Origin of the sequence: Bythopirellula goksoeyrii (genome assembly GCF_008065115.1) — a bacterium.
Taxonomy (GTDB): domain Bacteria; phylum Planctomycetota; class Planctomycetia; order Pirellulales; family Lacipirellulaceae; genus Bythopirellula; species Bythopirellula goksoeyrii.
Genome location: NZ_CP042913.1, coordinates 1709142 through 1734430, shown reverse-complemented (window position 1 = coordinate 1734430; position 25289 = coordinate 1709142). Strand labels below are relative to the sequence as shown.

General features: G+C 52.0%; 17 protein-coding genes. 4 read left to right on the top strand and 13 right to left on the bottom strand.

What is annotated here, in order from left to right; genetic code table 11:
- Positions 1 to 10: 10 nt before the first annotated feature.
- Positions 11 to 466 carry a flagellar export chaperone FliS gene (locus Pr1d_RS06920; RefSeq protein ID WP_148072852.1) on the top strand — a complete coding sequence of 152 codons (456 nt, stop codon included), beginning with the start codon at positions 11 to 13 and terminating at the stop codon, positions 464 to 466.
- A gap of 136 nt (positions 467 to 602) precedes the next feature.
- On the opposite strand, the gene Pr1d_RS06915 is transcribed toward Pr1d_RS06920, so the two are convergent.
- The 12 genes from Pr1d_RS06915 to Pr1d_RS06860 form a co-directional block, all read right to left on the bottom strand.
- Positions 603 to 2006, bottom strand: coding sequence for a pectate lyase family protein (locus Pr1d_RS06915; protein ID WP_148072851.1), 1404 nt, complete (start codon positions 2004 to 2006; stop codon positions 603 to 605).
- A gap of 109 nt (positions 2007 to 2115) precedes the next feature.
- Positions 2116 to 3477 (bottom strand): DUF1593 domain-containing protein, encoded by a 1362-nt coding sequence (locus tag Pr1d_RS06910; protein ID WP_238476712.1) that lies wholly within the window; start codon positions 3475 to 3477, stop codon positions 2116 to 2118.
- 104 nt (positions 3478 to 3581) lie between these two features.
- Positions 3582 to 5057, bottom strand: a complete 1476-nt coding sequence (locus Pr1d_RS06905) for a DUF1593 domain-containing protein (RefSeq protein WP_238476651.1) — start codon at positions 5055 to 5057, stop codon at positions 3582 to 3584.
- 27 nt (positions 5058 to 5084) lie between these two features.
- A complete protein-coding gene (locus Pr1d_RS06900) occupies positions 5085 to 6521 on the bottom strand; it encodes a DUF1593 domain-containing protein (protein ID WP_148072848.1) in 1437 nt (478 codons plus the stop codon).
- Positions 6522 to 6556: 35 nt separating this feature from the next.
- Positions 6557 to 7873: a DUF1593 domain-containing protein gene (locus tag Pr1d_RS06895; RefSeq protein WP_148072847.1), complete on the bottom strand. Its 1317-nt coding sequence runs from the start codon at positions 7871 to 7873 to the stop codon at positions 6557 to 6559.
- A gap of 119 nt (positions 7874 to 7992) precedes the next feature.
- Positions 7993 to 9072, bottom strand: coding sequence for a DUF1559 family PulG-like putative transporter (locus tag Pr1d_RS06890; protein WP_148076285.1), 1080 nt, complete (start codon positions 9070 to 9072; stop codon positions 7993 to 7995).
- Between the two features lie 217 nt (positions 9073 to 9289).
- A complete protein-coding gene (locus Pr1d_RS06885) occupies positions 9290 to 10273 on the bottom strand; it encodes an ABC transporter permease (RefSeq protein ID WP_238476650.1) in 984 nt (327 codons plus the stop codon).
- Positions 10266 to 11819, bottom strand: coding sequence for a sugar ABC transporter ATP-binding protein (locus Pr1d_RS06880; protein ID WP_148072846.1), 1554 nt, complete (start codon positions 11817 to 11819; stop codon positions 10266 to 10268). The genes Pr1d_RS06885 and Pr1d_RS06880 overlap by 8 nt, the downstream gene beginning before the upstream one ends.
- Positions 11816 to 12514 (bottom strand): DUF2291 family protein, encoded by a 699-nt coding sequence (locus Pr1d_RS06875; protein WP_148072845.1) that lies wholly within the window; start codon positions 12512 to 12514, stop codon positions 11816 to 11818. The genes Pr1d_RS06880 and Pr1d_RS06875 overlap by 4 nt, the downstream gene beginning before the upstream one ends.
- Positions 12514 to 13572 carry a D-ribose ABC transporter substrate-binding protein gene (locus tag Pr1d_RS06870; RefSeq protein ID WP_148072844.1) on the bottom strand — a complete coding sequence of 353 codons (1059 nt, stop codon included), beginning with the start codon at positions 13570 to 13572 and terminating at the stop codon, positions 12514 to 12516. The genes Pr1d_RS06875 and Pr1d_RS06870 overlap by 1 nt, the downstream gene beginning before the upstream one ends.
- A gap of 281 nt (positions 13573 to 13853) precedes the next feature.
- Positions 13854 to 16781: an autotransporter-associated beta strand repeat-containing protein gene (locus Pr1d_RS06865; protein ID WP_148072843.1), complete on the bottom strand. Its 2928-nt coding sequence runs from the start codon at positions 16779 to 16781 to the stop codon at positions 13854 to 13856.
- Between the two features lie 202 nt (positions 16782 to 16983).
- The gene (locus Pr1d_RS06860) at positions 16984 to 18369 is read right to left on the bottom strand and encodes a hypothetical protein (protein WP_148072842.1); all 1386 of its coding nucleotides are present in this window, start codon (positions 18367 to 18369) and stop codon (positions 16984 to 16986) included.
- A gap of 397 nt (positions 18370 to 18766) precedes the next feature.
- Here Pr1d_RS06860 and Pr1d_RS06855 point away from each other — a divergent pair, with 397 nt between their 5' ends.
- From Pr1d_RS06855 to Pr1d_RS06845, 3 genes are read left to right on the top strand one after another with little or no spacing between them, the layout of a single operon-like run.
- A complete protein-coding gene (locus Pr1d_RS06855; RefSeq protein ID WP_148072841.1) occupies positions 18767 to 19657 on the top strand; it encodes a menaquinone biosynthesis family protein in 891 nt (296 codons plus the stop codon).
- A 29-nt stretch (positions 19658 to 19686) separates the two neighbouring features.
- Positions 19687 to 20898 carry a M20 metallopeptidase family protein gene (locus Pr1d_RS06850; RefSeq protein ID WP_148072840.1) on the top strand — a complete coding sequence of 404 codons (1212 nt, stop codon included), beginning with the start codon at positions 19687 to 19689 and terminating at the stop codon, positions 20896 to 20898.
- 2 nt (positions 20899 to 20900) lie between these two features.
- Positions 20901 to 22034: a carboxylate-amine ligase gene (locus Pr1d_RS06845; RefSeq protein WP_148072839.1), complete on the top strand. Its 1134-nt coding sequence runs from the start codon at positions 20901 to 20903 to the stop codon at positions 22032 to 22034.
- A 47-nt stretch (positions 22035 to 22081) separates the two neighbouring features.
- On the opposite strand, the gene Pr1d_RS06840 is transcribed toward Pr1d_RS06845, so the two are convergent.
- A complete protein-coding gene (locus tag Pr1d_RS06840; RefSeq protein WP_168205100.1) occupies positions 22082 to 24901 on the bottom strand; it encodes a glycoside hydrolase family 2 TIM barrel-domain containing protein in 2820 nt (939 codons plus the stop codon).
- Positions 24902 to 25289 lie beyond the last annotated feature (388 nt).

Genomic DNA, 25289 nt, shown 5'->3' with positions numbered 1-25289 from the left:
ATAACGTACTATGCAACAACCGGGTCAGAGCTATTTGGACAACAAAGTCGTTACCGCTTCACAACCTCGGCTGCAATTGATGCTGCTGGAAGGGGCGGTGCGATTCAGCAAGCAAGCACAGCAGCTGTGGAAAGAAGACGCCGGATTCGCGAGTGTAGATCAATCGCTCTCCCGTGTGGCAGAGATATTGGAAGAATTAGTCCGCGGCGCATCTTCTGGCGATTCAGAGATTTCTAAGTCAATTGAGGATCAGTACGCAGCAATTTATCGCGAGTTGGCAAGCTGTCGGATCAACCAGGCTCCGGAATTACTGGATGCTTGTCTTGAACTCTTACAATATCATCGCGAAACCTGGAAGCTTGTCTGTGAACAGATCGAGGCTGAGGCAAAGCCACCACAATCGCCAGGCGCGGCTCGAATCCATTTGGATTTTGTCCCTGGTGAGAGCTTCTCGCTCGAAGCGTAGTCTCAGCAGCTGATTCTTTGGGATTTTCCAATCCCCAACTTCCACGGTCACTGGTCGGTAGCGAGTGAGTCGTGGCGCGCCGTCGTCGGTGACGGGCAAAATACGAGAGCGAATTGAACATTCATTATCAGTGTTTTTACTCAATACTGTTTAAGTAATGCTCTAGCATGGTATAGCCATCGTCCGCAGTATTGTTCCCATCGGCTGGATCTTTTGGATCAAGATCGTTCCTAGTTTCCCAATCATCGGGCATGCCATCGTGGTCAGTATCGATGGGAGCTGGAGCGCTTTGCAAATCTGGCCAACCGCCAACGTCTGCCTGAGAATCTATAATGCCGCTCTTTTTCGATTTGTCCGGCATGGCATTGTCCTCTTTGTATGTTTGACCTTCGTAATTTGCTGTGCCGGAGCGGACTTCTCGAATGATGCGTTCGTCTAACGCATCACGTTTGGGAAGTGTCGCTCCCACGTCTTCGAGTACAGACTGATAGGCATCGCCGGCAGTTTGCTGGGCAATAGGCATTGCCGGCCACGGCTCTTCAAGTCGAAGAATTGCGATGTCATCACTGCCACCCTGAGGCTGCACTCCGCCGTTCCAGTTGTCGGCAGTCACCGCGTCATTGCCTTCCACAACATTGTCAGCAACATACCACTTGCCATAATCATCGGCTCCATCGCGCGATGTAGGATTCGCTAAGCGATACGCTACTTCGCTAGGCCTAGTTGCCGGTCCTGGCTTGTAGTAGTTGGCTACCATGTTGATGTTGGAGAAATTGAATTTAGGGTTACCTTGCTGATGTTTTTCGCCGCCATAGCAACTGTTGTAGCCCCAATTGTAGAGTACGTTGTTTCTATAATCGGTGTTCCCGCACCCTGAAGCGAAACGTGGATTTCGACTTGAATGGTGCGCTAGCAGATTGTGATGGTAGGTGCTATGGTTAGATCCCCAAATACCTCCAAACCCATGATTGCCTTTGTTGTGGTTCGACTTGTACATACTTTCCGAAATCAAACACCACTGAACCGTGATGTTCTCACAATGGTAAATAGAAACGCACTCATCGACACTCCAGCTTGCTGACACATGGTCTAGAATAATGTTCGACATATATCTGCCGGAGATTGCATCTTTGTCTTCGCCAGATTCATCACCAAACCTAACTCGGATATGACGGATGATCACCTCATTAGCGACAATTCCTAGCGAGTGTCCTTTCAGGGCGATACCATCTCCCGGCGCAGTTTGCCCAGCAATAGTAATGTAGGGCTTCTTGATGTTCAGTGACTTCTTGAGGTCTATTGTGCCGGAGACCCTGAACACCACGGTTCTTGGCCCCGATGCCTCCACAGCCTCTCGAAGGCTGCCTTCACCGGAATCATTGAGATTGGTGACTTCGTAGACATCGCCGCCTCTCCCTCCTACGGTATGTTTTCCGTAGCCCTCAGCACCGGGAAAGGCGAGTTGCTCCTGGGCGAAACTGCATTCAGGGAAGGAGATGAAAATTGTCAAAAGTACTGTCCTGCCAACACTTGCATACATAAAAGACTCCCTAGCAAATTGCCTAATAGTTTAATTAAACCGACGGATGGCCGCCGCGGCTTGTGACCATAGCTTCAGGTTCCAGAGGCCGGACGATGCCCACGCAAAATCACAAGGCCGGCTCCACCGTGACGATGACTCTTTTGTAGCGAGACAGCGGTGGGCTGCCTTTGTCGGTAACTTTCAGGATGAAGTGTAAGGTCTCGGTTTCTGTGACGTTCGGCGCGACGCGGTAGACTTGATAGACGTTCTCCGGACCGATGCCGATGTCGACTTCCAGCGGCGCTGAGCCGGCTTCCGGGTATTGCATCCACGTATAGCTAAGGTTGTCACCGTCTGGATCAATCGTGCCTTGCGCATCGAGGCGGAAGCCCTCTCCGGACTTCACTGCAAACGCTTCTGGGTGCGCGAGTGCCGGCACCGGCGGGTGGTTTGCCTCGGAATAGGTAGAAAGGCACCAATCCATGCGTGCGGCAAAGTCATTTTGAAAATGGTCCCGCCAACGCCAGAGAGTCACTTTGTTGTTCGAAAACGTTTGGTCGGCCGGGCGAACTGACCGCCCATACATCTGAGCGATCCGCGGTGCATACGTATCAACCGCGTTCGTCCAGATCGGCCGCGACTCGGCTTCGATGGGGATCCCACCTTCGACCGAACCGCCGACTTCAATGTCGGAGTCCTTGGGTTGGTAGAGTTCGTAGCGGCCGCCCCAGCCGCCCCAATCCGGACGGTCGGGGACGTTCAATCCATTGGGAATGAGACCCAGGAATGCAGGCGTATCGCCTTCCATCCCCCAAGCGACATCAGGATACTCCGCACCGAGCGGACCGTGTCCTTGCTGGATATTTTTTGCCAACCAATCATTGCTGATCGTCATATTGTCGATCCCTTCGAATTCGTTGTTGATTGCTGTCCACGTCGATCTTCCGTAGCGTCCGGGGCTGACGATGTAGAATAGCTTCGGAAATTCGGTGCGGATCCAGATGGCACTGTCATCCTGGTCGGAGATGGTGTAGACGCGAAGCTTGTTGATCAGGCGTTTGGTTTCCTCCGCGCTTCGCGTTTCCCGAATTTTGTAGAGCGATTGGGCCAGGGCATTCGGACCGCCCCACACCGAGACCCAGAGTGGGCGTTCATCCGCGCGTTCAAGGAGCTCGATGATCCGATCTGAACCGGGTGAGTCCCGACCTTCACCGACCCCCTTCATGCCGTATTCGGACAAGCCTTGCGTGATGCGATCCAGTAAGACCTGCGCTGCTGGATATCCCGGATCGTGCTTTTGAAGGTTGGCGTGGACTTTGCCGTATGCTTTGATGACTCTTCGAATCGACTCGGGAACCACGCGATTCTTCTGGTGAACAGAGGTCGTTGCAACAATTGCCTCGATGTCGATGCAATTCGCATACAATAGCAAGCGGACTAGTGATTGGGTATCGTCAGGATCGGCCTCGATATCCGTCAGCACGACCATCCGCTGGTGTTGCTCCGCAGCGTGGAGTTGCTGGGCCAGCAGCCAAAGAACCGACAAGGTAAAACAGAAGCAAAAGCGATAATAGTTTATAGAATGTGATCGCATTATTTAGCCTCGACTATCACTCGCTGGTACCTCGTTAGTTGTGGTGTACCGGAATCGGTTACTTCGCAAATAACGTGGACAGTCTTTCCTTTGCCGACGTCGCTGGGCACCCTAAACGAGGCATTCTGATTCTCGGCATCGCGGATTTCGACGATTCCGCCGTAGGTTCCCGCTTCTCGATATTGCCACCAACGATACTTCAAAACGTCGCCGTCCGGATCGCTTGTTCCCTCTGCACTGAGTTTCACATTTTTCCCGGGCTGAGCATTTAGATCGTTTGAGTGACCCAGTGCAACCACGGGTGGATGATTCGCTTCGTCATAGGGCTTTACGCACCAGTCAGCCCTCGCTGCAAAATCGTTCTGAATGGCGTCACTCCAGCGCGCCAATGATTTGAAGTACTCCCGCATTCGATCCATGTCATTGGGATATTTATCCCGCATATACTTCCGTCCCCAGGCCGAATGCGTGAACCACCGACCTACGGGATACCGGTAGTCTGGATCGGGAACGGGATCGAGCCAGGTGTTATCTCGGACATTCTTGTAGCGCCCTCCCCATCCCCCGTATCCGGGCGACTCCGAGCTCCGCAATCCGGTTGGAATCACATGCAAGAATGCCGGAGAATCACCCTCTGATCGGAAATCTCCATCAGCAAAGTTTGTGTCACCTGACAGTCCATGGCTTCCCGGTACGTGGGCCTTGTAGAGTGAGCATAGCGCACCATGATCTTTCAGAACGTTTGATTTCATCCAATCTGACTTGAAGTATGCTATTTTTTCTTCCGGCAGGATCTTGTTCCACTCGTAGGCAATAGCCCAGAACTGGTCGCAAATGATGGTCGGGATCTCGTACTTTCCCCAGTGCGGCCGGATGTATTGCTGATAGGTCGAATCCTGCTCCCAGATAAAGAACAGGCGAATCTTGTTGGCCACATAGGCCATCTTCTCTGGGTGCTCATCTTCGATGGTCCTTAAGGCTCGAGCGATGGTGTTAGGACCGCCCCAAGCCTGAATCCAGATGGGGCGGTTGTCGGACTCATCCAGCAGAACCTTAACGATGTGATGCGATCCGGGAGTAATCTCATCCATCTCGCCCTCCGCTTTCACGTTGCCGAGGAAGGTACGGGCTTGAAGATAGTCTGCTGTAGGGTACCGGGGGTCGTGCTTTACTAGGTTGGGATGGACTGTTGCATAGGCTTTCAGATAGGGCTGGATCCAGTCATCGCCGGCCCAATTATGTCCGTGCCAATGGTATTGGGAACTAGAGGTGATGATGCCCTCGATATCCCATTCATTGGCATAGAGAAGAAATCGGACCATGGAACACTCATCGTCTATCTCTCCGTCGCTGGTGACGATGACTCGCGGTTTTGACACGGTCTCGGTGGCGGCATACGCGAGTTGAAATGGGAGTAATAAGACTGCGCAAACGAGTGATCTTGCAAGGCACCTATTGATCTGAAGCTGTTTCATTTGGATTCCAAACTTTGGCGAGAGCATTTATGGTCCTACGGTGACGATCACGCGTTGGTAGCGAGTAAGTCGCGGGGTGCCGTCGTCGGTAACCGCCAGAATGATGTGCATCGTACCGGTGCCAGGGGGCATCACACGTCCGTCGGGAACGGTGAATGACGCCTGTTGCTGATCGAAGTTTTTGATTTCAAGTGGTTGCCCTGTGCGGCCGTTAGAGGTTGTGAAGCTGCCTGCCTCACCATAGTAGAACCATTCATAGGAAAGCTCATCGCCATCGGGGTCCGTTGTGCCTTCGGCGCTGAGTGTGATTTTATCGCCCCGTTTAGCACCTAGCTCCGTGGCGTGGCCGAGCCTCACGACCGGCGGATGATTCGCTTGTTCGTAGGGTTTGGTGGTCCAGTCGATGCGTGCAGCAAAGTCGTTCTGGTAAGCGGATCGCCAGCGCCAGATGGTCGCATGATTGCTCGTATGCCAGTTGCCATCGAAACCCGGGACTTCATCAACTGCGTTTGTCCAGAACGGGCGGGTCTCAGGCTCCTGAAACCACTTCTGCATCCGTGGTGTATAGAACTCGTAGCGGCCACCCCAGCCACCCCAGTTGGGATTCTCAGGCGAATTCAGGCCATTGTTGACCAGTCCGAGGAAGCTCGGCGTGTCCCCCTCCATGAGAAACTCGGTGTGCGGGTGTTGTGCCCCCAGGGGACCTTTATTATGGCGGATATTCCGGTCCAGCCAGTCATTGTCCACGAGGCTAAAGTCGGCTCCGGTGAATCGGCCGTGAAACTTGTCGCCACTAATGCCGCTCCAGGTGGCGTAGTGATAGGCCCCCCCTGCGTGCATGCCGGGACTCGCGATGTAGAAGAGATCGGGAAACGTCTTACGAATCCAAGGTCCACTATTGTCCTGATCCGAGATGGTATAGACGCGCAGTTTTGCGACGAACTTTGCGAGTTCTTCCGGTGAGCGGGTGGCTCGCACTTTCCACAACGCCTGAGCAAGTACATTCGGCCCCCCCCAAACGGGAACCCAGAGTGGTCGCGGGTCGTCGCGATCAACGGCTGAGATAAGTAACTCCGAACCGGTGGAATCCTTGCTTTCACCGACGGCATTCATGCCATACTCGGGTCGCCCCTCGCAGATAACAGATCGCAGGTATTCTGCAGTGGGGTAGTCGGGCTCATGCAAGAGAAGATTTGCCTGCACCTGGCCGTACGCGTCGACGATCTCCTTGATGCGCCAGGCGGCCGTTTTGTCTTGTTGATGGATCGAGGTGGTGGCAACTAACCCTTCGATGTCAAACTGATTCGCATAGGTTAGAAGACGCACCAGAGATTGCGCGTCGTCGGGCTCATTCTCGATGTCCGTGAGAATAAGCACTCGAGGCTTGGCTTCCGCGGCGTACGAATAAGTGCAAACACTCAGAAAGAGAGTTACAAGCAGACAAAGGGTCGAATGTGATTTCATGGGTTTTCGGTTTGATTGGTGCGGGTCGTCGTGGGCTACTTCGAATTGCAGCGGTCCATTCGGTCGGCAAAGTCACTAAGAAAATCCACACGCCATTGGCTCACACTTTTGGCACCGGGATGAACACCTTCCGCTGCTGCCGGATCCGGATCGTCAATCCACCAGTTGGGATGGAATGTGGACCGCCTGCTTGTCCGTGAAGTCGGCGGCGGCACGGCGTCAAACTTACCTGACTTTCCGTCGAGTCCGGCGAAATCGCTCTTGATCACATACGTCCAAACTTTCGCATCACGTGGTGAAAAGCGAAAACGCAAGACATCTCCTTCGATTACTCCGGTGGAGATCGGCATTCCACCGTCGAAAATCATGGCAGCGGTGTTCTGATCGGAAAATCCCTCCGGTTTGCGCAGCGAAAATTCGGCCACTCCAAAAAATTCCGCCGTGTCCGCCTCAGTGGTCAATCGATCGAAGATCGTCTTGCGCCCATCCCAGATAGGCACAAATCTCCCGCCCCAACCAGGCTGGGAGGGATCGCCGGATGCACCGCGCAGCAAGCGAGCAACGGACGGCGTATCGCCCATCTTGATATCGTCCTTTGCGTTTACAAAAAACTCACCCAGTGCACCATGCCCTGCAATGTGTTTTGCGACGAACTGTTTATTGTTCCACTCACCTTTCTGAATTCCACCGGTGAACCAACCGCGATACGTGGCGTTCGCCTCGATCATCCAGAGTTGAGGATGGTTCTGCTCGATGTAATTGTAGGCATCCACGCTCCACTTCTTATTCGGACCGCCGATAAAATAAACCCGCAACTTAGGTAAGATTTCTGGTGCATCGTGGAGTGCTTGCGCCAGATCCTCAATACCACCCCAGACAAGCACGTGCAGCGGTCGTGGGTCGTTCTGCTTTGCGCACTTGATGATCCACTGCGATCCCTCGGTCGACTCGTCAACTCCAGAGGCACCTGGCGTATTGATAGCGCCTTGCTTACAGATAGCTCGGAGTGCATCGGGCGATGGATACCTGTCGGAATGTGATTCGAGGTGTTCGTAGTCCTCCGCATACGCGTCGATGACCTCTAGGATGTTGTTCTTGCCACCCGGCCCATAGGGCGAAGAAATGAGCCCCTCGATATGTAGGACATCCGCATAGAGCAGTAGATGTACCATCGATTGGAAATCGTCTGGATCGGTCCCTCCAATGTCCGTGGAGACCAACACCCTGTGTCGATGGCCGTCCAGGGCACCGTCAGCACCAATTACTTTATCGCTGGCCAGAAGGAACGACTCCCACGCAAAGCCAATCGCCACAAACCATACGGCCGCAAGTATTAAATTTGATCGAAACATGAATAGATTCTGGCTACTTGGTCCGAGAGAACGCGGCACGACAACTGTCTCAGTCTGTATGAACAAGCTTGGGATCATACCGTTTTTTCTCTTGGCAAGCCGATGGATAAAGAACACCTTCATAGTTTGCCATCATCTTTGGCTCCCATGTTTGACCAGACCGATGAATCCACGTCAAAGTTCCATGTGCTTACTGATCCATCGCACTTAGCAAGATTAACCCCCGCCGTGTGAGCGCTGCCAAATCGCTCCTGGAAATGGGTTCCCTTCTTGTCCTGTTGTCCGTTCTTCAGGTCATACTCCGAATCACGTCTTGGCAAAGAACTATCATTGGCGACTCGTACGGTATCATAGTCAAAGCCTACAAACATTGAGTTCTTGTCGCCCGGATTGTCAGCGGCCATCCTATTCGTGGAGTTATCGGCTGATGCATCGATACTCACGATGCTGTAGTACATTTCAAGAACCCATTTTTCGCCGGCGAGAAATGTCTGGAAGGTCCCATCAGTGATGCTTCGGATGGAAGCGCCGCTGTGATCGCCCACGATTCCATTCCAATTATTTTCAGTCCAACGTAGATTGGTCATCCAATTGCAAGCAGGAAATCTCTCACGACAATCGGATCGAACAAATGGAAATCTTGGAATTGGTCCGGAAACACGATTGATGTTCACTTTGTTACCACCATTGGCGGCATAGTCGCTTTTTGCAGCGTACTCAAGAGGTGAATAATTCCAAGTTATCCAATCCAAGGCAGGATAGAGCTCTGCAGAACGTCGGCTCGGGCAATTGAGAATAGGAATCACTGATTTGCCAACCTCGGTGAGAGCTGCTTTCAGGTCGTCCCCCTCCATCCCTAAGCCAAGCGAGGCGATTGATTGTTGTTCCAAAAAAGGGAGCGACTGATAGATCCAACTCCCTGGCTGCCTGGGACCGGTACCTACGTTTGGATCGCCGATCCACTTGGAACTCCAACCACCAGCCGGGAAAAATTGGTGCGTCGATTCATAGTGAAGCATGGCTGCACTGATTTGGTGCAGATTGTTCCTGCATTGTGTGATACGGGCCGACTCTCGGGCTGCTTGAATTGCAGGCAACAGAAGTGCAATCAAGACTCCAATGATGGCAATCACGACAAGCAGCTCTACCAATGTAAAGCCCTGCTTTCTATTTGATACCGTATGTCCTGAATTGGGCATGGTCTGACTGATTTTCAGGGTGCAATAGGCACAAGCAAAAGACTCGAACGAGGCTTCTATGATAGCAAATCACGATATCTGCCAGTAGCAAGTAGACGAGGGATTAGGGCGCTGGTCGAATTATTTGCATTCCAAAGACATTCCGTTGCAACGAGCCGGCAGTTGCCTGCTGTTTACGCTTGCAACTATCCCTTTGCTGAGCAATTAAAAATACTTGCTAATCGTCTTCTTGATTTCTCAGTCGATCAATTGCAACTGCCACGAGAATGACTACTCCCTTGACGACCTGTTGCCAAAACGGGGAAACATCCAACAGCACCAATCCGCTATTGAGGACACCAATAATCAGACAACCAATTACAGTTCCCCAGATAGAACCTCGTCCACCGGAAAGAGACGTACCACCAATGACCACGGCTGCGATGCTATCCAACTCGTATCCAATTCCCGCATTGGGCTGGGCTGAATCAAGACGTGAGGTCGCGATCAGACCGGCTATTGCCGACAAACCACCTGCAATCGTGTAGACCCACAACTTGATTCGATCGACGTTTAGACCTGAAAGACGCGCAGCTTGCTCGTTGCCTCCGACCGCATAGATGTAGCGACCGAAGCGAGTTTTGTTGGTTACGATAATGAACAGGAGCACTAACAACCCCGAGATCCAAACCGGAACCGGCGCCCCCAAGAAACTTGCTGTGCCAATGATAGCGAACGAGGAACCCAGACCGGTGATTGGAAAGCCTTTTGTCCATAACATGGTCAGACCACGGGCAATGCTGAGCATGCCGAGCGTTGCAACAAATGGCGGTATGCGAACCCGTGTGATCATCAGACCGTTGAACCACCCCAGCAGCATGCCAACTGCTATCCCAGCGAGTAGGGCACCAGCCAGGGTAAAATCCAACTGAATCCCCAACCAGGGAATCGGCATCGGAGACTTGATCAGTCCAGCGGTGACCGCTCCTGCCAGCGCGAGTATCGACCCCACCGACAAATCAATGCCACCGGCGATGATGATCATCGTCATACCTATCGACAGACAGACGTTTACCGAAATCTGCCGCATAATATTCCACCCGTTGGCGGCTGTCAGGAACCGATCTGAAAGCAAACTGATGGCGATAACCATCAGCATCAGCACCAGCAGCGATTGAAATCGGCTAACGAATTTCACAAGGGCCATTGACGACTTATGCATGCGCAGCTGCCTCGATCTGAAAACCGGGGACTGCGGCCTGCATTACAACTTCTTCGGTCGCCTGCTCTCGGTGGAATTCGGCCGTTTTGCGGCCTTCGCACATTACCATGATTCGATCCGAAATTCCCAACAGTTCGGGAAGTTCTGACGACACCACAACAATTGCCAAGCCTTGATGTTTTAGTTGATCGACAAGTGCGTAGATTTCCCGCTTGGCGTTGATATCGATTCCGCGTGTTGGTTCGTCGAGCAACAGCACACGGGGAGCCATGCTGAGTACTCTGCCCAACACAACTTTTTGCTGATTTCCGCCGCTCAAGACACTTACCTTCTGACGCACCGACGGCGTTTTGATCGACAGTTGCTCGACATAGTTTTCGGCAAGCCGTTGCTCTAGCCGTTGATTAAGGAATGCATACGATTCGATGAGTCCGATATTCGACAAGCTGAGGTTGTTCTCAACACTCATCCCCAAGACTAACCCTTGCCTTTTCCGATCCTCAGGCACAAGTCCGATGCCATGTCGCATCGCGGCTGCTGGTGAGCGGAGGTCGCAGCGTTGGCCATGAATGGAAACTGTTCCACTCGTTGTGTTCGGATGAAGTCCGTATATGGATTCCAAGAGTTCCGTACGTCCAGCCCCCATCAGGCCAAAAATCCCCAACACTTCACCAGCGGCGACAGAAAAAGACACACCATCGACCCGCAAGCGTTCTCCAATGCCGGACTGTTGGCTGATGGAATCGACCCTAAGGACTTCCTCGCCACTCTCCGCAGCGTGCTGAGTGTACATTTCGCTAAGATCACGACCTACCATCAGCCGGACAATCGTTTCCTGCTGTGCATCGCATGTCGTCACAGTGTCGACATACTTGCCGTCGCGCAGGACTGTGATCCGATCAGTGATTCGCAGCAGTTCGTCGAGCTTGTGCGAGACATAGACGATTGCGATTCCGTCCTTCCGTAGCGAGTCGATCAGTTTGAATAGCACCTCAACTTCAGAATCACTAATCGCAGAAGTCGGTTCGTCCATGAAAATAACGCGAGCCTCGGAGTTGAGTGCCTTGGCGATCTCGACGATCTGCTGTTGGCCAACTCGCAGTGCGTTTACCGATGAACGAGGGTCGATGGATGGGTCGAGTGGCGCAAGCAGTTTCTCGCAGCGCAGATATTGTGATTTGGCATCGATCAGTCCGGTGGCTGTGAGTATCTCGCGCCCGAGAAAAACGTTCTCTGCGACGGACAGATGGGGGATCAGATTCAGTTCTTGATAGACGATGCAGATGCGTTGCTGCAGTGCTTCGCTAGCATTGGCGAAACGCACCGGCTGGCCATCCAACTCAATCTTACCTTCGGAGGGTTGTTGCGCACCGGCGAGAATATGCATCAACGTCGTTTTGCCAGCCCCATTCTCTCCAATTAGTCCGTGGACTTCCTCGGCATGGATTTCAAAGTCCACATGGTCCAATGCCAGTACACCGGGGTACCTCTTGACGATACCACGGCCCGACAGCACCGGTACCGCACTCGGCGAAGCTGCGCTCATTCGATTTGCTCCGCTGGATTGAGTACCGTCAATTGAACAGGAATCAGTTTGAGTGGATCAAAATCCTTGTTGTTGCGGACTTCACCACACCCGACAAACTTTACGTGGGTGCCCACGACCAGAAAGTCGCGAACGGGACGTATCACTTGCGATTCACAACGCTCGTTCAACTCTGCCGACAGTCGGTTGAATTCCTGCGAGTTGGGAAACTCGCCCACATTGACCAGTCCGGTTGCATCACGAACCGCATTGCCCAGAAGAATACCGATTTCTAGCACGATAGGCTGCGATTGGCCCTCGATAATCACAAGGCATTCGTCCTGATCGACGCTCTCTATTCGACCGCGGCCTCGTAGAAAAAAGAACGTGGGCCCCCCCAATCCAACTTCTCGACCATACTCTTGTCGAGCGCGAGCAGGATCTGCCGCAGCCATAGCCAACACTTCGTCAACGGATGCTGCATTCCCGGCGGCCTCGGGAAGTCGATCGGTCCACAGTTTCTCAATATAGGTAGTGACGTCGGGCGACGACAACTTTTTCGGACTAGCTGTATCGAGGACTGATCGTGCCTTCGAATCCAAAGCAGAGGTGGGAGATGACCCTAGCTTGCTAATTCTGAACAGCGGAAAAAAATAGAGCAACACACATACTATCAACGTGCAAATTGCCAGCCGAGCAGGATTGAGCAGCTTCATCAATCTTTCTTTCCAAAGCCGGTGAATTGATCGATATTCTGCGCGCTGACAAGATCGACATTAACAGGAATCTTTTGTGGAAAGTCCCGTTTTCCATTGGCCAGGTATTCGTGGGCGAACTCCGCCGACTTCATTGCCATCAGTTTGGGATACTGCATTACAGTCGCTGTGATTTTCCCGTCAGCGATGGATTGAACAACATCCGTGGACCCGTCGTAGCCAAATATCTTGATTTCATCGCTTTTCCCTGCTCCAAGCAACGCCTGATACGCCCCCATCGCCATGGCATCGTTGCCACAGAAGACAGCCGAAATATCGTCATGCGACTGCAGCATGGACTCCATCACCTCCAATGCCTTGTTCCGATCAAAGTCGGCCGGTTGCTGGGCGACCATTTCCAGTCCTTCGTACCGATCCACCACACTGTGAAAACCTTTCGATCGATTCCAAGTGTTGTTGTCTCCGACCAGCCCCAATAGTTCAACGTAATTGCCTTCCTTTCCGACTTGTTCGACAAAGTACTTTCCCAACTCGACGCAGCCAGAATAGTTGTCGGACAACAACTGTGCAGTAGCGGCGTCGGTGGAATTTATTTCTCGGTCAATGCAGAACACGGGGATACCGGCATCCTTCGCACGTTTAACATTCGCTACAGAACCGTCCGCATCAGTCGGGTTGAAAAGGATTGCTCCGTACTCCGCAGCAATCACATTGTCGAAGTGGGCAGCCTCTTTTGAGGTGTCGTTTTGCGAGTCAAATAAAGTGACTTCGTAGCCGAGCTCGATTGCCCGATCGCGAGCCGTTTCGCCGAGCACGACAAACCACGGGTTGTTCAAAGTAGAGATCACCACGGCAATTTTTCGTTTCCCACCTATTGAATCACTTTGGTCAGTTCCGAGTTCACCTCCACCGCTCACGGTGTTGGCAGACTCCCCCTCTTGGATTCTGTCAGTTCCTGATTTAGCCCCAGAACAACCGGCAGCACTGGCGAACAGAACGCCGACAACCAAGAGGGTGGCGAACGATGACTTAAGATTAAAGCGATGTCGGGAGGCCATGGATCACCCCTTTTGGTTGTTTATAACTGCTGGCGTTGGACTGAGTGAATACTCTTCCTATTGCAAACTAGAAATCCGCCATGAATGTGAGGTAAGACACTTAATCCTAGTATTCCGTCAGTATCCTGCAAGCTGGGACAAGCGATTGAGCTTTGGATAATGCCGTACTCAATACTCCTCGGTTTGACACCGCAGGGGGAGTCTTTGTCGAACAGCGCAAAATCTGCCCGGGACTGATTCGCACCAGACCCGGGCTTTGCGCTCATGAATATGCAGACATTCTAGGATCGACGAACTTGTTTTCTCGTTCCAGCCAATCCCAGGCAGGCAATCGAAACCAGCAGCAGAGCACTCGGCTCTGGTACCGCTGCTAAGGCACCAACAAGTGGGAATGGAACATTGCCGACATTGAGAAAACCACTGCCAGAGAGAGCGGCCAAAACATTGTAGCCCATGCCACCGTCTGTGGCTCCGTAAATCCCATCGGATAGCGCAACTCCATCCAGGACGAGACTGTCGATCACATCAGCACCGGTGAAATCGAGATCAAGCATACCACTGCTGTTTAAATTGACCGTTGAAGTATCAGCCAAGTAGCCGTTGGTAATGCTCAAAATCCCCTCAGTCACTGTCGTGCTGCCAGTATATGTATTGGCACCTGAGAGAATCCACTTGCCGGCATCTACCTTATCGACGCTCACAACACCACCTAAACCGGAATCACTAATGACGGATGCCAGTGTATTGTCATTGGCATTTGTACCAGCCAGTGTCAACGTTCTTTCCACGGTTCCAAAAACTATGGTCGTATTCTCTTTCAGTATGAATGGAAAAGAGTTGTTGATTACGACGGAATGAGTTCCGACACTCGTAACCACCGTATCCACGGGGATGCAGTTGGCACCACTCGGTTCGCAAGGAGCTTGAGTGAAAGTACCCCCACCATCAGGATCGCTGACTGCCATGCCAACAACGATGTCACTGGTGTCGTCAATCTCGACTATCTCATCTGGCCGTCCGCTAAAATCATCAAGTGTGCCTAGCCTACTCTCTGCATCGTCGCGACCTAGCAGACCAGTATTAGAAAATACAACGGCACCAGTTCCTGATGAATCAATGGTCAAACCCTTCGTACCGATAGTAAATAGGCGATCGGTAGAGTCACCCGTTCCAACATACTTGAGTGTTGCTCCTTGAATGTACAGATTCGATGCATCGGATGATGAGGAGCCAATGCTACTTGCTACTCCTCCGTTGGTAAGTTTGTCGACCACAAGAGTAGGCGGGTCTCCACTGCCAGATCTCAAAACAATCGAAGTCGTACCCGAATAGGTGTTATCTCCAAGAAGCTCGACCGTCCCTTCGTTTCTCACTTCCAGGGCATTCGCACCTGATAGTTGAGCGTTTGGCAAAGTCAAAGTCCCAGAACCACCACCGAGTCCATAAGTTGAGTTCGCAGGTGTTATAATCCCTGTATAGGTGAGACCAGTCTCAGGGGCGGCCACAGTCATGTTGCCAGCATTCGATAGAGGGAAGCTCGTGAAATCCAGATTCGCAGAGGCATCGCTTGCAGCCAGCATCAAGCCACCGGTACTTGTCGGATCGATTTTTTGAAGGAATGTCGAATTCGTGGCAACTCCCGTGTCGACTCCTATCGCGCCGCCAGAAGACACTATCAATCCCCCTCCAACATTCAGAGAATCGTTATTTGCGTAGTGAAAATTACCCCTAGAAATCGTTGTGGGCCCCGAATGGTTATTGTCACCTAAGCCCACGTCAATGATCAACACGCCAGGCCCCGACTGGTTGATTCGCCGGTCTTGACCAGAAAAGAGGAAATCATCGCGGATAAGCCCAGTAATCCGCGTGGTGCCAGTTCCGAAGAAATCAAACTCTCGAAGTAGAGCTTCGTCGTCCTCCCAAATATTAAGCAGACCATCTAGGATCAGCTCGCCGGGAGCTTCAATATTGTTATTGAAACCTCGGTTGTTAGTTTGTGTTATTTCACCAGAAAGAGTAAGCGTCTTGTCGCCAGCAAAATTGAAGTTACTTTGCAGCGTGAACTTATTTGGAATGTTGCGATTGTCGTTATCCGAGATGAAGGTGCCTCCAGGACGCACATGAGCGGGAGTGAAAGGGGCCAGAGAACTCACGCCCAAGGCGTGATCGTGACCTAGGACTATTTCGGCACCACCGGTTCTAACGGTGCCTCCGAGGTCATTGTCACCGTAGATTTCTATCCGGCCATCTCCTCCGCCAAATGTAACGCTGCCAGTTTGAGCCGGATTGGCGTCTCGGACGATGCCATTGAGGATCAAGGTTGCGCCGTTTCCATCAGCCCTGCTAGCGGTAGCCCTTAGAGTGAGATCGGTCCCACCACTCATGGGCGTGGTATCAACATCCGTTACGACAATCTCACTGTTGATGGTAACTGTGCCCCTAAGCACGCTGATTCTGGAACTGCTGGTCAAATCTGGGGCACTATTAGTAATATTGGCGCCAACATCAATCACCAGGGGATTGATGGCATCGATTTCCAGTGGCTCATCTTCAAGATGAATCGGAGCCGTGATTCGATTCACCGAGCCAGCTACGCCTCCGCTCCTTAGAAACGCATCACCCTGTGTGAAAAAGCTATTGCCAAGACCATACTGTTCTTGCCAGATCATAAGATCAACACCATTGACGGAATCATCGTCGTTGGCATCCCCCTGATCATTAATGTTGTCCGGACCCGTGTTTTGGAAGAGATAGTTCCGTTGCCAGATCAAGAAATCGCTACCCGCCACCAATCCATCGTTGTCAAAGTCGGCATCCTTTTCGGTTAATAGACCTTCAGGTTCGAAGTAGTTCTTGAAATGCAGAATGCCGGCAGGTCCACCGCTGGATATTTCGCTAGTCACCACACCCGAAGTCCCTCCCATCGCTAGTCCAGCAACAGTAACGGCGCTAGTACCAATGCTGACGTTGAGATTGGCCCCCAACCCTACGGAGAGATCGGCTGTGGGATAGTCCATGTCGAGAGGATCCGTGTCATTCGGAAAATCAGGCAAATCCCAGTTGGCACCGCTCTGCCAAGTTTGCAAACCGGTACCACCAATCCACTGAAATTCTGTGAAGCTTGCTTCGTTCTGCGCAAAAACACTACTGTTAAAAACTAGAAAGACTAAAACACTGCCGAATAGAGTGCCAATCTGAATCCTACGCATATGATTCTCTCCAAGACTAAGATGAAAGGGGCAAGGCGGAACTAGAGATAGTTCTAACTAGTGACAAATTGTTTCCAGCTACGAAAAAGCACAAAAAAGGGAAATGACAAGAGTGCTTCCATTGTTAGGGAGCCTGAAAACGATGTCAAACTTTGTAAAGCTTTTAAACCCGTTTTTGCAGGAATTAGGATTTGAATTGCGTTTAGACTGCGCTCAGCAATGAACCGGTTCGGCCCTGGTGGCTCAATGCTGATGCCTTGCGATTTGGGACTCGTGCTTTGACCAATTGTGGTTCAAGCACGTGAGTTTGCGGGAGAATTCTTCCGTTCGATCGAGGCAGCAGTATCGTGCAACTCGACACCGCCAAGAGGATCGCGGTCGCTGGTTCTGGAACGACTACTGCACCGGCAACCACTGTCGGGAGATAGTTGCCCGTGGTCTTGAGCACTCCTCCGTCAGAATACTCTGCAATCGCAAAGAATGTTTGCAGACCATTCTCCTTGGCCACGTAACTAAACTTGACAGGCCCCTGCGATGGATCGAACTCACCTAGCAATTCCGATTCGTGATAGAGCCACAATCGGGTCGATTCGATCCCCGTGATTTGTACCGAGAGATCGACCTTGCCGTTGAAGGGTGCAACCGGAGAGAACTGCACCTTGGACCCCAGTTGGGTATTCTCATTCTGAATGCGGTAGAGCAACGCCAAAGTCTCAGACGCCAACCATGAGGCTTTCGATGAGTCGAGTGGATAGACTGCTTCTGGTGTGATGATTGGATCAGGATTGAACAGTTGTCCCAGCGCCGGGTCGAATATACTGGTCTCAGCCAAGAAACCTGACGGATCATTGAGCATGAGCGGATCGTCTGGTTCGGAAGAAGGCAATTGCCCAACAGGATAGCGAGCCCGCATGCACTGATCCATTAAAGCCAAGCGAAAGGCCTCAGTCGTCTCGCGATGTGTGGTGCGCCATTCCACAAGGTAAGCAGTATGGCCATCGACCGCGCGACTCTCCAGGAAATCCTGGTTCAAGAAATACGGCTGCACGACGTCGTCACGCTCTCCGGCGATTACGATTCCCGGCGCTGTTGGCCGCGTGCTATCGAGTACACCAGTCGCGAAACCTTTGTCGGCAATGAATCCCAGCGTACGGTCCGGCACGAACGAAGCTAAGTAGCCTGCTGAATATCCCCCTTTGGAAACACCATCGAGAAGTACAGGTGCGTTACTTAGCTCAGAATGCCCTGAAGCCGCGGCGATCGAGTCGAGTACGCCTTGAAAATTGGCTTGCACCTCAGCGTCGTTTTCTCCCCAGTAGTCATAGCCAAAATCGAGCAAGTCGCGAAAGCCAACGATTCCGTAGCCCATCTGTGACAAGCGAAATTGCCAGAGGCCGTTTCCCGCGATGCCTCGCTGGTCACCACGTGAGCCTGGAAAACTGAAAATCAAGCCTTTCAGTGTATCAAAGTTTTCTGGCCACCACGCACGATACTGCACGAACACCTCGGAGCCATAGACTTGAAAATTGACCCCAAAATCAACAGGCGCTGCAGCTTGAACCGGCGCTCCGTCAAGATGCCCAAACATCGCTCCAAGCACCACCAGCCTAGCCAACCTGTTGCATGAGCAGAAGAACATCATTCACCTCGAGAGAAAAGCATCAGCAAAGTTGCCAAAATACCAGCTAACAATTCTACCAACTCGTAAGCCTTGCCAATCGGCGAAATAGCAACGTTTCGCTTTGATGACCCTTAATTGCAACCGAGGGGTAAAATCTTGATCTCAAAGGTAGCAGGTGGTGGTTAGAACCAAGCTCTACTTATCCTTGGAATTTCCTTGCTCGCGGACCGCATCCTCCGGGAAACTTCTCTAGGCGGTGTGCCGTGGCGCGGCACGGCTACGGACGAAGTGGTTGACGTAGCGAGCCGATCGGCCCTATCATCGGTGACTTAAGTCCTCTGTTATTCCAGTTGGAGCTAAGAAATTGCCTGCTACCGAAACCAAGAAACTTATCCGCGTTGGTCACAGCCCTGACCCCGATGATGCGTTCATGTTCCACGCCTTGACCAATGGCTGTGTCGACACGGGTAGCTATGTGTTTACCCACGAGTTGGTTGACATTGAAACACTCAATGAGCGAGCGTTTGAGGGCGAATTGGAACTCACCGCTATCAGCATCCACGCCTATGCCTTTTTGCACGATAAGTATGCGATTTGCAGTTGCGGGGCCAGTATGGGTGACAATTACGGTCCCATGGTCGTTGCCAAAGAGGCATGCTCCGTAGAGGACCTGCGAGAAAAAGTGATTGCCATCCCCGGTAAATTGACCAGCGCATTTCTCGCTTTGCGACTTTGCCTCGGGCAAGAGTTTGAATATGTCGTTGTACCGTTTGACGAGATTATTCCTGCCACCGTTCGCGGCGAGTATCAGGGGAAGAAACTCGATGCGGGCTTAATTATCCATGAAGGTCAGTTGACTTATGGTCAGAGTGACCTTCAACTCGTGGTCGACATGGGAGTTTGGTGGCATGACTTGACTGGGTTGCCACTTCCTTTGGGGGCAAATGGGATTCGCAAAGACCTCGGCCCCAAAACCATCGATCAAGTTCAGAGATTGCTGTACGAGAGCATAAAGTATGGTCTTGATCATCGCGAGGAAGCGCTCGACTACGCTCTGCAATATGGTCGGGATCTCGATCGCAATAAGGCAGACCGATTCGTGGGAATGTATGTCAATGATTGGACACTCGACTTCGGCCCCAAAGGCCGTGAGGCAGTCACGCGATTTCTAGCCATGGGCCATGAACAGGGAATCTTACCAGAACTAATCGTGCCAGAATTTGTTCCACTCGAACCTCCAGCCTCTAGCCTCTAATCTCTTCATTTCGCACAAGTCAGTAGCGTATGCCCGAATCTTGGAAGCAACGTCTTGACGCGATCATCTCTGAAAAGCGTGATGAGGTCCGCGACCTTCGGCGGCATCTCCACGCCCATCCGGAACCAAGTGGCGTCGAACTTGCCACGAGCATGCACTTGTATCAACTGCTGGGGCAATTAGGTGTCGAAGTTCAGATGGGCCCCGAGGGTTGCGGGGCCATTGCAGACGGTGGTTCAGAGAAGGATTCTGTGTTGGGCCGCATCGCTGTTCGTGGTGACATCGACGCGTTGCGAATTCAAGATGAAAAAACCACGCCGTATCGGAGCACCCATCCAGGGATCATGCATGCTTGCGGCCACGACGCTCATACTTCCATTGCGTTTGGAGTGGTGCAGGCTTTGGTGCTACTCACAGAAAGTGGCTCGTTGCCGTGGCCAATCAACTGGCGCGTCATCTTTCAGCCGTCCGAAGAAACTGCTACTGGCGCGGCACAGATGATTGAAACTGATGTCCTGGTAGGCGTCGAGAAGATATTTGCATTACATGTCGATCCAACTCGGCGAACCGGCGAAATTGCCCTTCGCAGCGGACCGATGACGGCGTCCTGCGATGCTGTGCATCTCACGATCACTGGCCGCGGTGGTCACGCGGCCCGGCCTCACGAATCTCGTGATCCGATTGCCGCGGCAGCACAGTTGATCAATTCGCTCTACCAATTCGTGCCACGGGCTACCGATACTCAGGATGCTGTCGTGCTGACTTTTGGCAGCATCCAGGGAGGCACCAATCCGAATGTCATACCAGATCAGGTGGAACTACGTGGCACCATGCGTACTCTCGACTCGGGGGTTCGCTCACGTACAATTGATCAAATTCATCAAGTGATTCGCGGAGTGGAAGGAATCACGAGTACAAAAATCGAGCTTACCCTTGACGCAAGTATTGCCTCAGTGGTCAACGATGCTGCCGCAACCTCCCTGATTTGGCAAGCCGGCGAAGAGGTCGTGGGGGCTAAAAATGTGCAGCTGATTACGCGCCCGAGCATGGGAAGTGAGGACTTTGCCTGCTACCTTGAACACGTGCCGGGGGCCATGTTCCGACTTGGTTGCGCAGCCGATCTTGCTGCGATCACGCCCTTACATACCCCCAAGTTTGACATCGACGAGACGGCATTAGAGATCGGTGTCCGAGTTTTAGTCCGCGCAGTCGTAGCGGCTTGTGAACCTCAGATAAAATGAACATGGCGAAGATCGAATTCAACGCGAACGATCGACCCACTCTCGGTGTTGAAATTGAGTTGGGAATAGTTGATGGCCGCACGATGGCCTTAACGAGTGCCTTCGATCAAGTTGCCGAGCTTGTGCCCGAAAAACTGACTGAATCGCTCAAGCCCGAGCTGATGCAGTGTGTTGTCGAAATCATCACAGGGGTTTGTGAAACGGTCGATGATGCAGAGAAGGATCTTCGCGAGAAGATTGTTGCGGTAGAAGCGGCAACCGATCAATTGGGAATGGGACTCTGGTGGGGAGCAACCCATCCGTTCTCGCCGTGGCAGGAACAGATGGTCACCGACACAGAACGGTACTTGGATCTGGTCCAACTCCTCCAAGAATTAGCACGTCGCTTGGTAACCTTTGGCCTACATATCCATGTAGGAGTCGATTCCGGTGACAAAGCAGTCATGATCTGCGACCGCATTCTCCGACACCTCCCCACTTTGCTGGCTTTATCAAGCAGCAGCCCTTTCTGGGAAGGCCGCCAGACTGGGTTACAATCCTACCGCTCGAAGATCATGGAAGGCTTGCCGACGGCAGGCTTACCAACCTTGATGCGAAACTGGAGCGAGTACGTGTGGCTTGTGAATCACATGGTCGACACTGGTTTTATCAACACGATCCGCGAAATTTGGTGGGATGTGCGACCTCATCACAGTTTCGGCACGGTGGAAGTCCGTGTTTGCGACATGCCGGGCAGTTTGGAAGACACGTTGGCCATCGCGGCATTGGTGCAATGCTTGGTGAAGACCCTCTCTGATGAGATCGACAACGGCACCTACCAGCACGACTGCCATCCGATGATGGTGCGGCAAAACAAGTGGCGGGCCGCCCGCTACGGCACTGCTGCTCAACTAGTCGATTCCTTCACTTATCAGGTCGTAACAGTCGAACAGAGCGTCAATAAACTCGTCGATCACCTCACACCGATGGCAAAGCAACTCGCTTGTGAACATCACTTGGAGCGATGTCGCCAGATTGCCTCGGAGCCAAGCTGCGCCGATCGGCAACTCTCAATCCAAGCCGAGACCGGCAGTGCCGAGGAAGTTGTCCGGCGTTTGACGGAACTATCACGCGTCTCACCTAAGAACGCAGATTAATATCTACAAAGACTTTTTTATCGCTTTCTCAGCAAGCTTGCCAATTCTTATTCCCCGAAATAGAAGCTTACCTTTCCCTCATATATGCCCTTACCCACATTGGGCTGACCACGCGGGCCAGTGGTTTCTGGGGTTTTAAATTTACTTCCCACCGCTGGAATGGCATCGAGCAATGCTATCCCACACTGGGGAAGTTCGAATTTTGTTTTCCCCACAAAATCTTCTGGAGGCTGTTCAGGCAAAAGGACTTGCAAGTAACTTTCTCGATCATGAGGCACGACCGTAATCGGTCCTTCACTCGTTTGCAATCGCATCCAATGCACATCGGAAAAGCAACCTGCAAACTCCGGGTAGTCCCATTCCGAGTAGCCTGTAATCGTTTCGTTCTGTTCGTTTTCCCAGACCCCAAGGGTCCCACCCCGTCGGCGATTCTTCCAAACCCGAAACGGCCCGTTTCCGAGCCATTTCTTCCCTTGGACAAATTCGGCAGGATAATCGAATGTTACACCGAAATAGTCGGACTCTCCTTTCGCTTGATACGCATAGGTGCAGTCGATCCAACCGCTAGGATGAATCGCCCACGTGACACTTCGCAGCCCACCAGAGAATTCTCCCTCAATCAGTGCAACTTCGTTTTCCATTCTGTGATTCAGTGAAATCAGCGAAGACGGTACTGTCGTAGCTTCTGGGCCATTGGATAGTGAGTACTTTTGATCCCCCCGTCGCACTCCCTCTAGCATCCCTGATTGCTTATCAATCGCTACCTGAAGATCTCCGACCACCGCTGAAATCTCCTTTTCAGTCGAACTAATCACTACGCTACCGAGCCGATTGTCATTTTCCATGAATGCTTTCGGCGGCAAGTCTGATAAAGGCCAGACCCATGTCCACAGTTCACGCCCCTGAGGGTTGTCAATTCGTACTGCCAAGCAATCTGCCGAATGTTGATCATTTGGCAGATCAAGTTGGAGCGTTCCTTTTTTGCCTGGAGCAATGGAGGGCAACGCGGGCTCCCCTTCGGCCAGAACTTCGTAGCCTGCTTCAGGGTCATCAAGCTGGCTGAATTTTCGTAGCTGCCAGGTTAACTTGCATTCACTAACATCTGTAAAGCTGTACTCATTCTTGATCTCAAGCGAACTCTTATCACTCAAACTAACTTGTACAGGCGACCAAATCTCTTGAATCGTATAGAAACTCGCTTCACGTTCTCGATACGGACCAACAATACCATCGGGGGCTTGATTGCCAGCACAGTCGATCGTGCCGTCGGCTCGTTTGATCCCTTCATCAAAAAGCACCCACAGGAAAGCTCCCCCAAGAACCGGGCTCTGTCGCATCATCTCCCAGTAAGCTTCAAGCCCCGCACCACTCCCACCATCGTACAAACCGTGCAGCATTTCGGTGGGCATGTAGATATATTTATTGGGATCGTTCACATCTTCCCACTCCTGATAGACCTCTCCCGTCCCGTGGCGTGTGGGAACTCCTTTGCTGGCAACCTCGGCCCGATCAAACTCCAAATAGTGGGCCGTATTGACGTGGTTGAATGCCTCCCACGGATGCAGAACCGTGCGGTGCTGTGGATCGTACCAGCCGAATTGTTCATCGAGTGAATAATTAAATCCCCCCTCGTTGCCATTGTCCCAGAACAACACCGCGGGATGATTCACATCGCGCGTAACCAGTTCCTTGACAAGCTGACTGCCAATTTGGGTGTCGTAATGCCAATGCCACCCAGCAAGTTCATCAAGGACGTACAGTCCCAATTCATCGCACAGATCAAGAAACTGGGGATCGGGGGGATAGTGCGACATTCGCACCGCGTTCATATTCATCCCTTGAATCGTTTCAATATCTAAGCGATGAACCGCTTCGCTAAGGCAACGTCCCGAATCCGGCCAAGTCGAGTGTCGATTCACCCCCTTGAGTACAACTTTCTGACCATTGACATAGATGCCATCGTCCGCGCGAACTTCTACCGTACGAAAGCCAAACCGCTCCGTCGTACTGTGAAGAACTTCAGAACCACGTTTTAACCGGAATTCTACTTGATAGAGATTCGGCTTTTCTGCGCTCCATAACTGGGGAGAATCAAACTTTGCTGCGACCGTAGTCGAACTGTTGCTTCCCGGAGTTATTGTCTCAACTCCAAAGGGCGTACTAACAGGCTCGCCATCGATGGTCTTTACCTGTGCCTCGATGGAAAATTTCGGACCAATGTTTTTCGAGGTGTTCGTGCTTGAAAAAACTTCTGCCGAGAACTCACCGTTGGCTTGGGCATCAATCGCCACACGCTCGATGAACTGGTTTGGAACTATCTTCAGGTACACTGGCCGATAGATTCCCCCGAACACCCAAAAATCGGCCGTGCGCTCCGCCTTGTTAACCGATTCGTTGGCCGAATGTTTGGCCACATCGACCTCAAGAAGATTCTTTTCACCAAACTTGAGAAAGTCACTTACGTCATATTGAAAACGATAGAACCCGCCTTGATGTGTTGGCCCAACAGTCTGACCATTGAGCTTCACTGTTGTGTCGGTCATTACTCCCTCAAAGACCAGCAGAACCCGCTCGTCCTCCCAATCTTTCGCAGCCTCAAACGTATGCTTGTAGAGACCGCGCTCTTCCAAGGCAGAACCGATGTCTTTCTTGTAATTAAGCGAACCAAAGCCCAACACATCCCAATGCGACGGCACGGGGATAGTAGTCCACTCGCCGGACCTCGCTCCCGACGTACATTGAAACTGCCAATCAACGGTATGATCTTTGTCGGTACCGGATAAATAAACCTGCTCCGTATGCTGTGCGGAGCAATATGCTGCCAAGAATACGTTAATGACATGTGCGAGAAGGAGTCTCTGCGACACGAAAACCATATCACCCCCTAATAAGGAAACCTCAGACGAGATCTAGCAGCATACGCCTACATAGCCTGCAGAGATTCCTACGCGTCGACCTAATCTGAAACAAAAGAGTACAGCCTATCAGGCTACTTCGACGCTAGTAAGCACCTTGCAGCACATCAAATCGACTGCGAACAATACTTGGAGTTGTGCCGGGATTCTGCCATTTAGCCAAGCTGCGACGACCGGAAACTTTCAATCCAAGCTGATACCAGCAATGCCGTAGAGGTGGTGCGCAGACTGCCAGAGTTATCAAGGGTTTCGCAACTAGAATAACTTTAGGACCGCCATCTCTCCTCAGCCAGTTCGCCACAGCGACCTAGCTTCCATTGAAGGAACTGTCTCCAGCTAC

What these genes read in the sequence shown, in the direction of transcription:
- Pr1d_RS06885 (WP_238476650.1), bottom strand. Translation starts at nt 10,273, where the DNA reads ATGCATAAGTCGTCAATGGCCCTTGTGAAATTCGTTAGCCGATTTCAA.
- Pr1d_RS06870 (WP_148072844.1), bottom strand. Translation starts at nt 13,572, where the DNA reads ATGGCCTCCCGACATCGCTTTAATCTTAAGTCATCGTTCGCCACCCTC.
- Pr1d_RS06865 (WP_148072843.1), bottom strand. Translation starts at nt 16,781, where the DNA reads ATGCGTAGGATTCAGATTGGCACTCTATTCGGCAGTGTTTTAGTCTTT.
- Pr1d_RS06900 (WP_148072848.1), bottom strand. Translation starts at nt 6,521, where the DNA reads ATGAAATCACATTCGACCCTTTGTCTGCTTGTAACTCTCTTTCTGAGT.
- Pr1d_RS06850 (WP_148072840.1), top strand. Translation starts at nt 19,687, where the DNA reads ATGCCCGAATCTTGGAAGCAACGTCTTGACGCGATCATCTCTGAAAAG.
- Pr1d_RS06915 (WP_148072851.1), bottom strand. Translation starts at nt 2,006, where the DNA reads ATGTATGCAAGTGTTGGCAGGACAGTACTTTTGACAATTTTCATCTCC.
- Pr1d_RS06920 (WP_148072852.1), top strand. Translation starts at nt 11, where the DNA reads ATGCAACAACCGGGTCAGAGCTATTTGGACAACAAAGTCGTTACCGCT.
- Pr1d_RS06895 (WP_148072847.1), bottom strand. Translation starts at nt 7,873, where the DNA reads ATGTTTCGATCAAATTTAATACTTGCGGCCGTATGGTTTGTGGCGATT.
- Pr1d_RS06910 (WP_238476712.1), bottom strand. Translation starts at nt 3,477, where the DNA reads ATGGTCGTGCTGACGGATATCGAGGCCGATCCTGACGATACCCAATCA.
- Pr1d_RS06890 (WP_148076285.1), bottom strand. Translation starts at nt 9,072, where the DNA reads ATGCCCAATTCAGGACATACGGTATCAAATAGAAAGCAGGGCTTTACA.
- Pr1d_RS06845 (WP_148072839.1), top strand. Translation starts at nt 20,901, where the DNA reads ATGGCGAAGATCGAATTCAACGCGAACGATCGACCCACTCTCGGTGTT.
- Pr1d_RS06875 (WP_148072845.1), bottom strand. Translation starts at nt 12,514, where the DNA reads ATGAAGCTGCTCAATCCTGCTCGGCTGGCAATTTGCACGTTGATAGTA.
- Pr1d_RS06860 (WP_148072842.1), bottom strand. Translation starts at nt 18,369, where the DNA reads ATGTTTGGGCATCTTGACGGAGCGCCGGTTCAAGCTGCAGCGCCTGTT.
- Pr1d_RS06880 (WP_148072846.1), bottom strand. Translation starts at nt 11,819, where the DNA reads ATGAGCGCAGCTTCGCCGAGTGCGGTACCGGTGCTGTCGGGCCGTGGT.
- Pr1d_RS06905 (WP_238476651.1), bottom strand. Translation starts at nt 5,057, where the DNA reads ATGAAACAGCTTCAGATCAATAGGTGCCTTGCAAGATCACTCGTTTGC.